General features: G+C 74.2%; 12 protein-coding genes. 7 read left to right on the top strand and 5 right to left on the bottom strand.

Going from position 1 to position 14,685, the window contains the following annotated elements:
- Window positions 1-448 precede the first annotated feature (448 nt).
- The 5 genes from E0L36_RS05005 to E0L36_RS04985 form a co-directional block, all read right to left on the bottom strand.
- Window positions 449-1,732, bottom strand: coding sequence for a hypothetical protein (locus E0L36_RS05005; protein ID WP_219636101.1), 1,284 nt, complete (start codon window positions 1,730-1,732; stop codon window positions 449-451).
- A 368-nt stretch (window positions 1,733-2,100) separates the two neighbouring features.
- Window positions 2,101-3,156 carry a C40 family peptidase gene (locus tag E0L36_RS05000; RefSeq protein ID WP_180927607.1) on the bottom strand — a complete coding sequence of 352 codons (1,056 nt, stop codon included), beginning with the start codon at window positions 3,154-3,156 and terminating at the stop codon, window positions 2,101-2,103.
- Window positions 3,157-3,633: 477 nt separating this feature from the next.
- Complete coding sequence (locus tag E0L36_RS04995; protein ID WP_180927606.1) at window positions 3,634-4,662, bottom strand: NlpC/P60 family protein; 1,029 nt, start codon at window positions 4,660-4,662, stop codon at window positions 3,634-3,636.
- Window positions 4,663-5,319: 657 nt separating this feature from the next.
- Complete coding sequence (locus E0L36_RS04990) at window positions 5,320-6,690, bottom strand: NYN domain-containing protein (RefSeq protein ID WP_308416703.1); 1,371 nt, start codon at window positions 6,688-6,690, stop codon at window positions 5,320-5,322.
- Window positions 6,691-6,886: 196 nt separating this feature from the next.
- Entirely contained in the window at window positions 6,887-7,126 is a 240-nt protein-coding gene (locus E0L36_RS04985; protein WP_180927605.1) for a hypothetical protein, read from the bottom strand.
- Between the two features lie 168 nt (window positions 7,127-7,294).
- Between E0L36_RS04985 and E0L36_RS04980 the strand changes: the two genes are divergently transcribed.
- The 7 genes from E0L36_RS04980 to E0L36_RS04950 all read left to right on the top strand — a co-directional run bounded on the left by E0L36_RS04980 (window position 7,295) and on the right by E0L36_RS04950 (window position 14,624).
- Window positions 7,295-8,062, top strand: coding sequence for a rhomboid family intramembrane serine protease (locus tag E0L36_RS04980; RefSeq protein WP_180927604.1), 768 nt, complete (start codon window positions 7,295-7,297; stop codon window positions 8,060-8,062).
- Window positions 8,059-8,340: an Lrp/AsnC family transcriptional regulator gene (locus tag E0L36_RS04975; RefSeq protein WP_180927603.1), complete on the top strand. Its 282-nt coding sequence runs from the start codon at window positions 8,059-8,061 to the stop codon at window positions 8,338-8,340. Before E0L36_RS04980 ends, E0L36_RS04975 begins: the two co-directional genes overlap by 4 nt.
- Window positions 8,341-8,983: 643 nt before the next feature.
- Entirely contained in the window at window positions 8,984-9,316 is a 333-nt protein-coding gene (locus E0L36_RS04970) for a hypothetical protein (RefSeq protein ID WP_180927602.1), read from the top strand.
- 115 nt (window positions 9,317-9,431) lie between these two features.
- Window positions 9,432-10,859, top strand: a complete 1,428-nt coding sequence (locus E0L36_RS04965; protein ID WP_180928608.1) for a cell wall metabolism sensor histidine kinase WalK — start codon at window positions 9,432-9,434, stop codon at window positions 10,857-10,859.
- A complete protein-coding gene (locus E0L36_RS04960) occupies window positions 10,856-11,515 on the top strand; it encodes a response regulator transcription factor (RefSeq protein ID WP_180927601.1) in 660 nt (219 codons plus the stop codon). Before E0L36_RS04965 ends, E0L36_RS04960 begins: the two co-directional genes overlap by 4 nt.
- A 225-nt stretch (window positions 11,516-11,740) precedes the next feature.
- Window positions 11,741-13,165, top strand: coding sequence for an SLC13 family permease (locus E0L36_RS04955; protein WP_180927600.1), 1,425 nt, complete (start codon window positions 11,741-11,743; stop codon window positions 13,163-13,165).
- Window positions 13,166-13,175: 10 nt separating this feature from the next.
- Window positions 13,176-14,624: a glycerate kinase gene (locus E0L36_RS04950; protein ID WP_219636100.1), complete on the top strand. Its 1,449-nt coding sequence runs from the start codon at window positions 13,176-13,178 to the stop codon at window positions 14,622-14,624.
- Window positions 14,625-14,685 lie beyond the last annotated feature (61 nt).

The raw sequence follows: 14,685 nt of genomic DNA, 5'->3' as shown, positions 1-14,685 counted from the left end.
CGAGGCCACCACAACCCCATCCAGCACCGCCGACCCGGACGCACCCGATCCCGACGCGCCTGCCCCGGACGCGCCCGATCCGGGCTCCGGCTCCCCGGCGCTCGCCTACGGCCTCACCCACGAGCCGAACACCGGGACCCAGCGGTTCTGCTGGGGAGCCTGGAGTGCCGACGACGAACGGTGGAGTTCCCCTCCTTCGATCCGACGCGACCGATCGGACGCGAAGGTGCGGCGTCTGCTCCAGCGCTACGCGACGGCGGAGATACGACGCATCGGCTGCGGCCAGCCCCGCGCCACCATCCCGCAGAGGTGAACCGCCCGCCACCGCCCTACGGGAGTCCCGGAAACCGGCGGCCCATCGCCCGACCCACCACCACGCGGCGGCGCGAAGACGGGACGGCGGAACGGCGCGGCGACGGGAGACCAGGAACGGGAGGTCGGGGGCGGGTCAGCCGAGTTCGTCCTCCACGTAGGCGCGCCAGCGCTCGGTGAACTCCGCCTCCCCGATTCCGAGCACCTCCCGCAGCGCCCGGTCGATCTCCGGGCGCTCGCCCTCGCCGACCGTGAGGTAGAGGTCGATCAGCCGCCGCTCGCCCCAGCGTTCGGCGATCATGCGGCAGGCCAGCCAGCCCCCCTCGTACGCCCGTCCCAGCGCCTCCGGGTCCCGGCCGAACCGGAAGGCGCGGTCGCCGGGGAGCCGTGCGGGGGCCGCGCCTCCGACGCCGTCGGCACCCCGGACGAAGCGGGTCAGCACCGGCGCGGCCGCCGTAGCCGTCCGCCCGCTGCCCCGGTAGCCGACCCAGTCCGCCACGCCCTCGGACAGCCACAGCGGGGTGCCGGAGGTGGTGTGGGCGCGGGTGGCGACGTGCACCGCCTCGTGGGTCAGCACCGAACGCCGCCCGCTCGGGCCGAGCAGCCCGTACGCCTCGGGGTTGACGACCACGCGGTCGGCGGGGGCGCCCCGGTCGCTCTCGGCCGTGCCGGTGGTGACGGCGGCGATGCCCTGGTACGTCTCGGGGGTGCCGTCCAGCAGCCGGGCCATGTCCCGCAGGTTCCGGGGGGCTTCCAGCACCATCCGCCCGGGCCACTGGCGCGGCCAGGACCGGTTGACGGCGCGCACCGCCCCGTCCGCGACCCGGGTGAAGCGTTTCAGGCTCGCGCGACCGGCGCCGACGCCGAGCACCAGACTGCGGTCCCCCTCGACGACTGACAGCTCGCCCTGCTCCCATAACTGGCTCCGGCTGCCCGGGGCTTCGGAGTGGAGATACCAGCGGTCAGCACGGCGTACGAAGGTCAGCCGCTCGTTCGCGATGACCGGTTCCGTGTCGTACCCGCTGAGGCGGTAGCGCAGCCGGACCCGCGCGGTGACGGACTCGCCCTCGCGCACCCGCGGTTGCCCCGTCCTCGGGCCTCCGGTGCGGTGGACGCCGGAGACCTCGTCCACCACGTGGCTCAGCTCCGCCAGCGGAAGCTTCCGCAGGTTCCGGAACACCACGCGCTGCCGGGTGCGGTACTCCTCCGCTCCGCTGTCGACCGCGGCGAGGAACCGGCGTTCGTCACCCTCGCGGACCGCGGCGGCCTGCTGGTCCAGCACCCGCTGCACGGAGCCCCGGGTGCCGTCCGCGCCTTCGCCCGGCTGACCGCAGGCGGTGGCCAGTCCCGCCACGAGGGCGACGGCGAGCGCCGTCGGCAGAGTCCGCCATGTCCCGTGCTCCCGCCCTCGCGCCACCACCCGGTGATCGTACGCGGCGGACATACCCACCCGGAAAGGGCAAGAACCGGCCACGGTTGACCGAATACCGGAGCCGGACCGTCCGCGAGGTCCGTCCTCGACCCTTCGCCGCCGCTCCGCCGGTTCGGACGGTTCCGCGTCCGTCCGCCGTCCGCCCCTCGTCCGTCCGCCGTCTCCGGCCGGAGCGGGAAGCCCCCGTCGGCCGACCGGGGACGCGCCCCCGCCAGCCGCCGGAACCTCCGCCGCCGCACTTCCGTGGAGGCGCCGCCCCGCCTCCGGTTCGCCAACCGCCGGGCGCCGCACGGCGGTTCCGGATCACACCCCGTGGGCGCCCGGGCGATCGCGCCAGGTCGGCCGGGGTCCGGGCGTCAGGAGCCGGGGCGGACGACCGCCGAGACCGGCATCATGCCCACCGGGTCAAAGCGCACCGAGGCGCCCGGGTACGGCGCGTGCACCACCCGGCCCCCACCGACGTACATCCCGACGTGGCTGGCGTCCTCCCGGTACAGCACCAGGTCGCCCGGCTGGGCCTGACCGAGCGGCACCCGGCTCCCGGCCGAGCGCTGCCCCTGCGAGGTGCGGGGCAGCGCCACCCCCGCCTGCCGGTAGGCCCACTGCGTCAGTCCGGAGCAGTCGAAGGAGGACGGGCCGCTCGCACCCCAGGAGTAGGGGGCGCCGATCACCGACCGCACCGCGGCGACCGCCGCGCCCGCCCGCCCGGAGAGCTTCTGCTCGGCACCGCCGAGGACGGTCCGCGCGGCGCCGCGGGCCGCCCGCTCCCGCTCGGCCCGCTGCTCGGAGGTGAGCTGGTTGAGCAGCCGCCGCGCCGAGCCGAGCTTCCGCCGGACCTCCTGCTTACGCCGCTTCAGCTCCCGCCGCTCCCGCTCCAGCCGGACGAGCTTGTCCGCCGCCTCCGACCGCCGCTGATCCAGTACCCGGGTGACGCCCTGGAGTTGGCGGATCTTCCCGCGCTGGAGACTGCCGATGCGGTCGAGGGTCGCGGCCTTGTCGAGATAGCCGCCCGGGTCCTCGGTGAGCAGCAGCGCCAGCGACGGGTCGAGCCCGCTGGAGCGGTACTCCGCGCCCGCCAGTGCGGCGAGCGCGCCTCGCATCCGGTTCACCTGGGCCTGGCCGCGCGCGATCCGGTCCTGCGCCCGCTCGGCCTGGAGGCGGAGCGCCCGGGTCCGCTCGGCCACCGCGTTGTACGCCTCGATGGCGCCCTCGGCCCGCTCGTACAGCCGGTCGACCCGGGCGTTGATCCCGGTGGGCCGATCGGCCTCGGCTTCGGGCTCGGCCCCGGCGGGGGTGGCCGGGAGCACGGCGGCGGCTCCGGCCGCGGCGGCCGTGAGGGCGGCGGCCCGGCCGGACCAGCCATGGCCCGGCCGCCAGGCACGGGAAGTTCGGGGTGACCGGTGCGATGCCACTGGAGGACGGGTCCCTTCCGCTAGGCGACTGCGCCCGCAATGTAGCGGCGCCGTGACGGAGGGTCCACGATCCGCGCGGGAGGCGGATGTTCGGGGCGCACCGGCGAGCCCCGCCGACGACGCAGGTCATCGACGGGGTTCGACGTCATCGGAGTCCGGGGCGATTCACCCGCACGAACGACGCGCTACCGTCCGCCCGCGGCGGCGGCGCGGGGCGGCGGACGTCCGGTGGCCACCGGACGGCGCGAGGGGCGACGGGACGGATCGCGGCGCGCGCCCGGGAGCGCGGTGAACGCCGGTGGAGCGCGGTGCGGGCGCACACCGACGCGCGGCGGCGGAGGCACGGCGAACCGACCGGCGGCGGTCCGGCCGGTCCGGTGCGTGCGGGCGCCCCACGGGCGCGCCGCCCGGGGGCGGGCGGCGCGGTGCGGGGATGCGGGGAATGCGAGGAAGAGGGAGCCTCTGGAGGCGAGTGGGTCAGCCGACCCGCTGGCCGAACATGAACGGCATGTTGTTGATCGACTCGTACCGCACGTTCGCGCCGGGCTTGGGGGCGTGCAGGATCTGCCCGTTCCCGGCGTAGAAGCCGACGTGGTGCAGGTCGTCGTAGAAGAAGACGAGGTCGCCCGGGGCCAGTTCGCCCTTGCCCAGCCGGGTGCCGACGTTCGCCTGGTCCTGGGAGATCCGCGGGAGCGAGACGCCCGCCTGCTTGTACGCCCAGGAGGTGAGCCCGGAGCAGTCGAAGGAGCTGGGGCCGGTGGCGCCCCAGACGTAGGGGGTGCCGATCTTGGTCTTGGCCGCGTTGAAGGCGGCGGCCGCCCGCTGTGAGGCGGACTTGTCGTCGCCCAGCTCGACGCGGTCGTTGGAGTCGCGGTTGGCGCGCTCCTCGTCCTCGGCGAGTTCCTCACGCTCCTCGGCGGTGAGCGAGTTGAGCAGTTCACGGGCCTCGGCGAGCTTGCCCTGGATCTTCTTCTTCTTGCTGCCGAGTTCCTTGCGGGTCTCGGCGAGATCCTTCAGCTTGTCCGAGGCTTCCTGACGCTTCTGCGCCAGGCCGCGCTGCTTGTTCTTGATCTTCTTGAGGGCCTCGGCCTGCTTGCCGCTCAGCTGGTCCATCGTCGCGGCCCGGTCGAGGTAGTTGTCCGGGTCGGAGGAGAGGAACAGCTGGACGGACGGGTCGACGCCCCCGGTGCGGTACTGCGCGGTGGCCATCGAACCGAGGCCGTCCCGCATGGAGTTCAGCGAACCCTGACCGCGGGCCACGGAGTCCTGGAGGTTGTTGACCTGCTTCTGGAGCTTCTTGTGCTTCTCCTTGGCGCCGTTGTACTTCTCGGTCGCCCCCTCGGCCTCCTCGTACAGCTTGTCGACCTTCTTCTTGACCTCCTTCTTGGAGGGAGTCGGGTCGGCGTGTGCTGCCTGGGAGGTGAGCGCGACAGCCGCGGCGGCGGTCATGGTGAAGACACTCACCCGGGTGCGGCTCGGCTGCTTGGGACGACGGTGGGACGCCACTGGGGCGATCTCCTTCTTCCTCAGCCGCCTGCCGGTTAGTCACTCCGGCTCCGCGCCGTCGGGAGGACTTCGCGGAACTAGGCGGGCCCCCGCCGTCACCCCGGATAGGTGATCAACCGAGCGGAGGTTCGGGCCAGACACTAGCCACGTCAAACTGATCGGATCAAATCCCCCCGGGAAAAAACCTGTCCGGGAACGGCATTCTTTACCCGTTCGGCACGCGGAGCGACAAGCGTGTCACGGACCGCGCAACATCCGGCCCACAACACGACGTTCACCTCTCCCACCCCGCTCACCGCCCGCTCTCCACGTTCCCCCCACACTCCGCTTCCGCCACCCGGAGCGGCCGGACGCACACCGGGAGGATGGCGGCATATGGGGGCGCACGGGACTCTCCGGGCGCCGTACGCCCCGGAGTTCGGCGCCGGAGCGCGGGAACGCTGCTCCGCGAAAGCGGCCGCGCCCACGCCCGGGCCAGCCGCCGCGACCGGACGGGCGCTCGGCCACCGATGCTCAACAGGGGTGCCCGGACGCGGAGTTCGGGCGGGGCTCCCGACGGCGGCGCCGGGCGGGCGAGTTCGCGCGCGGCGGCCGAGTTCGGGTACGGAGCGCCCGAGTCCAGGCGCGGCAACCGAGTTCAGGTGCGGGCGGCCGAGTTCAGGTGCGGGCGAGTCGGTTGAGCAGCGTGGCCGAGGCCACCGGGCGGCCACCGACCGCGGCGCAGCCCTCCGCGACCTCCCGGTCGGAGGAGACCACCAGCACCGGACGGCCCGGGGGTTCGGCCCGCACGAGCTGGTCGATGAGTTCGTCCGCGGTCTGCCCGGACTTGGAGAACAGCACCCGTACCCCGCGCGGCGGCGCGAGCAGGACCGGCGCCGCCAGGTCCGCCCCGTCGAACACGCAGGTGATCTCGGCGCCCGACTGGGCGGCCAGCACCGCGAGTCCGCCCAGCAGCCGCATCCGCTGCTTCTCCAGCGGGATCGTCGGATACCCGGACTTTGTGACGTTGTAGCCGTCCACCAGCAGATGCGCCTGCGGCAGCGCGAGCAGCTGGTCGAGCAGCGCCGGATCGGTCGCGGACAGGGCGCGCGCGGCGACCTCGTTGGGCGAGACCCGTCCCGGCCGCACGGCGTCCACCGCGTCCGCCGGACGCTCCTCCACGGGGGGCAGGGCCAGCTCGCGGCGCAGCCCCCGGGCCGCGTCGAGCACCGTGTCCAGCAGCAGCCGCACCCGCATGTCCTCGATGCTGCGGCTCTCCCGGGCCGCGCGCCGCCCGGCCTCCAGCGCCGCGTCCGCCTCGGAGAGCCGGGCGCGGAGCCGCCGCGCCTCGTTCTCCGCGGCCGTCCGCTCGGCCGCGGCCTCCGCCCGCGCCGACTCCACCTCGGCGCGGGCCTTGCGCACGGCCGCCTCGCCACGCTGGACGTCGTTCTGCGCGCTGCGCAACTTCCGCCGGGTGGACTCCAGTTCCTTGCGGAGCGCGTCCGCCTCGGCGCGGATCCGGTGGGCCTGTGACCGCGACTCCGCGCGGGCGTCCGCCAGTTCGCTCCGGAGCCGGGCCAGTTCGGCCTGCGTCTCCTCGTCGGCGCGTTCGGCGCGGGCGCGCTGGGCCTCCTCACCGGCGGCGGCCACCAGCTTGACCCAGCCGTCCGGCCGCAGGACGTACGCGACGGCCGCCACGTCCACCGGATCGGCGGCCGGGGGCGGCGTCCCCTCCTCCATGGCCCCGGTCAGATCCGGGAGCCGCTCCCGCAGGCGGGCGGCGATCCGGTGCCGGAAGGCCGCGTCACTCTCCAGCGACGCGGCCATCGCGTTGCCGCCGAACTTCGCGCGGCGCTGTGGGGTGAACCGGGCGTACTGCCGGAGCGGGGCCGGGAGTTCACCGACGGTGAGCCCCCCGACGACGTCCCCGGTGAGCGCGATCACCCGGCGGCGGACACCCTCCGGCAGCGGGCCGTCGAGCGCCTCGGCCCCCTCGGCGGGGGACCCTGAGGATCCCGAGGACCCAGCCTCCCCGGCGGAGGACCCGATCCCGGCGGGGTGTCCGGGGGCGGCCCCGGCGGGGGTCCCGCCGTCGGCGGACCCTCCCGCGGTGGAGTCTCCTCCCCCCGCGGGCGGGGCGTCAGCGGAGCCGGACGGAGCCCGCGCCCCCTCCGGATCGGCTCGCCCGTCCGGGAGACCGCGCTCGTCGCCCGTCCTCTCCACCACCGCTCACACCCGCCGTTCCTCAGACCTGTGCGCCCGGGCGGTCCACCAGCTCGACCTCGTCCACGGCGTTGCACCAGCGGCAGCGCACCGCCTCGATGCTCTCACTGAGCACCTCGCGCTCCTCTATCTTCGGCTCCCCCGCCAGGTCCAGATGGACGTACTCGACGACTTTGCTGGACCGGGTCACGTCGAACCGGGTGAGGTTGCCGCAGAGCGTGCAGCGCCAGCGGGTGTCGGCCGTCGGGGTGGGCACCGCCATCGTCGTTTCCTCATTCCTTCGTTCATCGTGTCTCGGACTGTCGGTCGTGCGGCCGGTCGCCGGGCTGACCGGTGTAAGGAGCATGCAAGGTGTCCTCAACCCTACGGCCTGCCGACCTCCTCGTGTGTCGAGGAGCATGCCCACTGAGCGAGCGGTCATGATCCGCACATGGACGGCACGGAGGGCGACACCGGAGTCACGGACAGCGGCCGGGGGCGGTGTGGCCAGCGGCGCGACGCCACCTCCCGGCCCCGGCCCCCGCTGCTCACCTACGGGCTGATCGGCTGCTGCGCCCTGCTGTTCCTCGTCGGTCCGGCCTCCGGGCTCCTCCCCGTCCACGGCACCGGCGAGGAGTTGCACCGGGCCCAGAACGCGTACTTCGAACGGTGGGGAGTGCTGCCCCGACGGCTGTGGGGCGGCGGGTGGCGGCCGCTGCTCTCCCCCCTGACGGCGATGTTCCTGCACGGGACGTGGGCCCATCTGCTGGGCAACCTGCTCTTCCTGTTCGTCTTCGGCGGCATGGTGGAGCGGCGGATGGGCGGGCCGCGGTTCCTGCTCTGCTACCTGGGCACCGGTGTCCTCGCGATGCTCGGTTACGCCGCCGCGTACGCCGACTCGGACGAGACGGTGGTCGGCGCCTCCGGCGCCATCTCCGGGGTCCTGGGGGCGTTCCTCTACCTCTTTCCCCGCGCCCGGGTCACCAGCGTCTTCCCGTTCCTGTTCTTCCTGCCGCTGCGCTTCCCCGCCTGGGTGGTGCTGCTGTTCTGGCTGGCGATCCAGTGGGGCGCGCTGCGTGGCGCGGCGGACGGCCCCGGGGTGGCGTATCTGGCGCACGTGCTCGGTTTCCTGCTGGGGTTCCTCGGCGCCTGGCTGGGATTCCGTACGGATACAGTGGTCAGGCCCGCCCCGGCGACCAAGGGAGAGCCCGCACCGTGATCACCTCGATCGTGCTCATCAAGACCAGCACCGACCGCATCCCCGAGATCGCCGAGCAGATCGCGGCGCTGGACGGGGTCAGCGAGGTCTACTCGGTGACCGGCGCCCACGACCTGATCGCGATGGTGCGCGTCGCCCGGCACGACGACCTGGCCGAGGTCATCCCGGGGCGCATCAGCAAGGTGCCGGGCGTGGAGTCCACGGAGACACACATCGCCTTCCGCACCTACTCGCAGCACGACCTGGAGTCGGCCTTCGCCATCGGCCTGGACGCCTGACCGGCCTCTCCAGCCCCTCCCGGGCGCCGCGCGGTGCGCCCACCCCGTCCCTCCAGCCGGGCCAACCCCGTCGGCCAGGCACCGCTCCGGTCCCTCGCCGCGCCCGCCTCGCGCATCCGGCCAGGCGCCTTCCCGGCCCGGCAGCTCCCAGGCCCGTCAGCAACGGCCTGACGCCTCTCCGGTCCGGCACCTGTCCGGCCGAACACCTCTCTGGCAGTGCGGTTCCCCGGTCGGGCACCTCTCCGGCTGTCCGGTGGGTTCCGCCAGTCCGGTTCTCCGGGGCCTCGCGGTTCCCCGGGAGCGGCCGCCCCTGAGCGGGGCCGCATCCGATCCAGGCGGGGCCGTCCGGAACGGCCGCTGCCCGTACGGCCGTTCACCGGTGGCCGGGCACCGGTACGACGTCCACCGGCCGTCGCGCCCCGTACGGCCGTTCGCCATTCGCCGTGTCCGTACGGCCGTTCACCATTCACCATTCGACGTTCGACGTTCACCCGGGGCAGGTGAACGGGTGGCGAACTGCTCGGGAACGTCGGGCGCCTGACCTTGCGGAACCCGGGGCGCCTACCGGTAGAACCGGTCCTATGAAGATTCCCTCATCCGTCCTTCATCCGGCGTGCCATCGGGGGCGGGCAGCCTTCCCCGTATGGCGTTCTCACACCGCATAGCCGCACTCACCGCCGTCGTCGCCATCCCGCTCGGTATCGCGGCGACCAGTTACGCGCTCAACGACAGCCCTGACCCGCCTGAGTCACCGGCCACGGTGGAGCTGGAGAGCGAGAGCCCGGACCCCTCGGGCTCCCCCGGCCCCTCGGACTCCGGTGGTCCGTCGCGTAGTCCGGGCGCCAGCAGCCCCGGCGACGAGTCGGTCCCGCAGCCACCGGCGACCGACGAGGGCGCCTCAGACGACTCCGACGACGACCGGGACGACGACCACGATGACCGCGACGACGACGGGGACGACCGACGGGACGGCTGACGGCACCCCCGTCCGGACGGACGGACGGCACGGTTCCGCCCCTCCGGACGAGCCGCCCCGGCCACGCGGCCGGCTCTCGGCCCGCGTCCGGATCGTGCTGTGGCTGCTGGTGGTGATGGCGGTGGCGCTCACCACCGTGGCCACCACCACCCGCTCCATCCTGCTGCGCGACACGGAACAGCGGGTGACCCGGCTCCTGGCGCAGGAGACCGGGGAGTTCGCCAACTTCGTGAAGCGCGGCCAGGATCCGGAGACCGGCGGGCCGTTCACCACCGCGCGGCGGCTGCTGCGGGTCTTCCTGGAACGCCAGTACTCCGACCCGGACGAGGAACTGCTCGGGGTGGTGGGCGAGGACTCGGTGATCCGGCAGCGCCGGGACCTGCCCACCCAGCTCCCCCTCTACCGGGACAAGCCGGCGCTGCGGAGCATCACCGGTGACTCCGAACGCAGCGGCACCCTGCACCGGCCCGAGGGCGAGATCCGCTGGGCGAAGGTGGACGTGAAGCCGGGTGGCGACCGCAGCGAACGCGGCACCTTCGTGGTCGCCTTCCACGCCGACCGCGAACAGGCGCGGGTGGGCGAGGTGTTCCGGGTGCTGCTCGCCATATCGGGCGTGGCGCTGCTGCTGACCTGCGTCATCGGCTGGGGTGTCGCGGGCCGCATCCTCGCCCCGGTGCGGCTGGTACGGACGACGGCGGCGCAGCTCACCGAGCAGGACCTGACCCGGCGGATCCCGGTCCACGGCCACGACGACGTCTCCGCGCTCGCGGAGACCTTCAACTCCATGCTGGACCGGCTGGAGCGGGCCTTCGCCGCGCAGCGCCAGTTCGTCGACGACGCCGGGCACGAGCTGCGGACACCGATCACCATCGTGCGCGGCCATCTGGAGCTGATGGACCAGAGCGCGTCGGGGGTGCGGGAGCGCGAGGAGACGGTGCGGGTGGTCACCGACGAGCTGGACCGGATGAGCCGCATCGTCGAGGACCTGCTGATGCTCGCCAAGGTGGAGCGGCCCGACTTCGTGACGCCGGAGCCGGTGGAGCTGGCCGAACTGACCGCCGACGTGTTCGTCAAGGTGCGGGCTTTGGACACCGGGGACTCGCCGGGCGAGGGCCCGCGCCCCTGGGAGCTGGACCAGGTGGCGGAGGGCACGGTCTCGCTCGACCCGCAGCGGGTGACGCAGGCCATGGTGCAACTCGCGCAGAACGCCGTGCAGCACACCCCGCCGCGCACCGCCGTCCGTATCGGCTCCCGCAGGTCGGCGGCGGGAGAGGTGGAGCTGTACGTCGCCGACAACGGGCCGGGGGTGCGGGAGGAGGACGCCGAGCGCGTCTTCGAGCGCTTCCGCCGTGGCTCGGCCCGGCGCGGGGCCCGGGGCAGCGGCGCCGGACTCGGGCTGGCGATCGTGCGGGCCATCGCCGAGGGACATCCGGGAGGCCGCGTCGACCTGCGGCGCACCACGGACGACGGCGGCGCCACCTTCGTCCTGGTCCTCCCCGCCGCCGAGCCACCCTCCGTAGCAGAACCGGGAGATGAGACGTGAACCGCATCCTGATCGCCGAGGACGAGGAGCGCATCGCCACCTTCGTGGACAAGGGGCTGCGCGCCAACGGCTTCACCACCACCGTCGCGGCGGACGGCAACACCGCCTTCGACTACGCCCGCACCGGCGGCTTCGACCTGGTGCTGCTCGACATCGGACTGCCCGGCCGGGACGGCTTCTCGGTCCTGCGGGAGCTGCGCGAGTCCCGGGTGACGGTGCCGGTGATCGTGCTGACGGCGCGCGACACGGTACGGGACACCGTCGCCGGTCTGGAGGGGGGCGCCGACGACTGGATGACGAAGCCGTTCCGCTTCGAGGAGCTGCTGGCCCGGGTACGGCTGCGGCTGCGGACGGCGGTGGCCGCGCCCGAGGTGACGGTGTTGCGGAACGGCGGGATCACCCTCGATCTCCGTACCCGCAAGGCGCGTTCGGGCGAGCACACGGTGGATCTGACGGCCCGGGAGTTCGTGCTGCTCGAACTGTTCCTGCGCCATCCGGGACAGGTGCTCTCCCGGGGCCAGATCCTCTCCCACGTCTGGGGCTACGACTTCGACCCGGGCTCGAACATCGTCGACGTGTACGTGCGGGCGCTGCGCAAGAAGCTCGGCCCCGGGTGTGTGGAGACGGTGCGCGGTATGGGCTACCGCCTGCCCTGACCCAGCGGGACCGCCTCCAGGTCCGACCGGACGTCCCCCGGTTTCCGGCCGCCGGACCACGGACCACGGACCCACGAAGCCGCGGGGGTGCGGGGACTACGGGAGCTACGGGCTACGGGGTCTCCGGACGCGTCCGGGGACCCGGATGAACCGGGATGAAGCAGATGAAGCGCTCTTCATGATCGGCTCATGGCGGACTCACGGTGGAGCGTCAGCCTTTCGGGTATGGCACTGAACCTCCGGCAGAGCGTCCTGCTGTGCACCGCGCTCAGCGTCTGCGCGCTCCTCGCCGTCCCGGGGAACTTCCCCGGGCTGAGCGGTGACGCCCGCCTCACGCTGGTCATCTTCACCCTCGCCACCTGCGCCTGGGTCGGCAGCTCGGTCGACGACACCTACATCGCGCTGGGCGCCGGACTCGCCCTCGCCATCACCGGGGTGATCAGCAGCGACGCGCTGTTCGGCACCCTCGGGGAACCCACCGTGTGGCTGCTGATCTGCGCGTTCGTGCTGGCCGCCGCGGTGTCGCGGACGGGGCTGGCCGGACGGGCCGCGGCCTTCCTGGTCAGCGGGGCGCGCACGGTCCGTCAGCTGACCCATCTGACCACCGCCGCCCTGGTGGTGAGCGCCTTCGCGATCCCCGCGACCTCCGGCCGCGCCGCGCTGGCGCTGCCCGTCTTCCTCGCGCTGGCGAAGGCGCTGGCGGACCGCGCCCGGCTGGTGGTGATGCTGGCGCTGCTGTTCCCCACCGTGATCCTGCTCTCCGCCGTCGCCACGCTGATCGGCGCGGGCGCCCACCTCATCACCGTCAACGTGCTGTGGCAGACCACCCAGGAGCAGATCGGGTTCACCCAGTGGCTGCTACTGGGGCTGCCGCTGGCCGTCGTCAGCTCGCATCTGGCCGCCGAGGTGGTGCTGTTGACCACCACCCGCCGGGCCGACCGGCGCGGGCCGGTCCGGATCACCGTCGAACAGCTCCAGGAGCACTCGGAGACGCCGGTCAGCGGCCCGCTCTCGCAGGCTGAGTCCCGGGCGGCACTGCTGCTGGGCACCGTGGTGGTGCTGTGGTGCGCCGAGCCGCTGCACGGGGTGCCGCCCGCGCTGGTGGCGCTGATCGGGGCGGTGGTCGCGGCCTCCCCCGCGCTGGGCACCGTCCGGCTCAAGTCGGCGCTCTCCACCGTGCCCTGGTCGTTGCTGCTGTTCATGGCGGCGACGATGGCGATGGGCGTGGCGCTCTCCGAGTCGGGCGCCGCCGGCTGGCTGGTGGGCGGGCTGCCCGGTGGCGAGGCGGTGCCGCCCTGGCTGTTCCTGACCGGGGTGGTGGTGGTCAGCACCGCCGCCCACCTGGTGCTCCAGTCCCGTTCGGCGCGGTCGAGCGTGCTGGTGCCGCTGGTGGTGGCCGCCGCCGCGAGCGCGGGCGTCAACCCCGTGGCGGCGGCGCTCGCCTCCACCGCGGCTGCCGGGTTCTGCCACACGCTGCCCGCCTCGGCCAAGCCCGTCGCGCTCTTCTCCGACGTACCGGGCGTCACCACCTATACCCCCCGCGACCTGCTGCGCCTCTCCGCGCTGCTCGCCCCGCTGACGGCGGGACTCGTCCTGCTCTTCGCCCTGACCGTGTGGCCGCTGCTCGGCGTCCCGGTTCTCACCCCCTAGGAGCTTCGCCATGCGCGGTACGTCCCGTCCGCACCCCTCCCCCGGCGCCACCGCCCCCACCGGCCGGGCCGTCCCCGCCAGTTCGGCGGGTTCAGCCGGTCCGGCGGATTCAGCGGGTCCGGCCGGTGCGGCCGGGGTGTCCGGTGCGGCCGGTTCCGCCCGGTCGTACCACCTCGCGATCGCTCCGAGCGGCTTCAAGGAGTCGCTCTCCGCCGAGCGCGCGGCCGAGGCGATCGCCGAGGGGCTGCGGCGCGCCGCCCCGACCGCGACCCTCGACCTCATCCCGCTCGTCGACGGAGGCGAGGGCACCGCGCGGGCGCTGGCCGCCGCCGGGGACGGCCGGGTGGTCCGGCGCACCGCCACCGGTCCCGTCGGGCTGCCCGTCCCGGCCCACTTCGCGCTGCTCGGCGCCCGGGAGACGGCGCGGCGCACCGCGGTCGTCGAGATGGCGGCCGTCGCCGGTCTCTCGCTGGTCCCCCGGGACCGCCGCGACCCCGGCCGCACCACCACCCACGGCGTCGGGGAACTCATCCGCGCCGCGCTGGACGCGGGGGCGCGGCGGATTCTCGTGGGCTGCGGCGACTCCGGCACCTCGGACGGAGGTGCCGGGGCCCTCCAGGCGCTCGGGGCCCGGCTGCTCGACCCGAGCGGCGCCGAACTGCCCCCCGGCGGACGGGCGTTGCCGTTTCTGGACCGGATCGACCCGACCGGGCTCGACCCCCGGCTCCGGGAGACCGAACTCGTCGTGGCCTGCAACCCGTTCAACGTGCTCTGCGGGCCGCGTGGGGTGGCGCGGGTCTTCGGGCCGCAGAAAGGCGCGACCCCGGCGCAGGTCGAGCAGCTGGCGTTCGGCCTGGAGCGCTGGGCCGGGCTCCTCACCCGGGACGTCCTCCCGTACACCGCTGCCGTCCGCTCCGCCGCGGCTCCGGACGGCGCCGGTTCCCCTGACGCTCCCGATCTGCGGTTCGCGCCGGGCAGCGGCGCCTCCGGCGGGCTCGGGGCCGGTCTCGCCGCGCTCGGCGCGCGGCTCCTGCCCCGCTTCGAGGCGCTGTTCGACGGGATGGAGGGGCTGGACCTCGACGCCCGGCTGGCCCGCGCCGACCTAGTGGTCACCGCCGAGGGCTCGCTGGACGGGCAGACCACCCGGGGCAAGATCCCGGCGGAGGTCGCGCGCCGCGCGAAGGCGGCTGGCCGCCCGGTGCTCGCGCTGGCCGGGACGCTCGGCACCGGCGTTGAGGAGGTACGGGCGGCGGGCATCGACGCCTTCCGTTCCATTCAGCCCGGTCCGGTGCCGCTGGCCGAGGCCATCGACCGGGGCGCCGAGTACCTCGCCGACGCGGCGGAACACTCCCTGCGGATGGTCCTGTTGGGCACCCAGCTCGCCCAGGGCGCGCGCCCGCGCCCCCCGGTCCGCCCCCGCGCCGGAACGTGGACGGGGTCACCCGCCCCGGCCCACTGAGCCCCGGACAACGCGAGACGGGGTGGGGCCCCGGACGAGCGGGGCGGGCCGGGGTCTCCCC

The sequence above is a fragment of the Streptomyces sp. AJS327 genome, from assembly GCF_013450295.1.
Classification (GTDB): Bacteria; Actinomycetota; Actinomycetes; order Streptomycetales; family Streptomycetaceae; genus Streptomyces.
The sequence above is the reverse complement of the archived record's forward strand: the minus strand, read 5'-3'. Positions and strand labels throughout refer to the sequence as shown.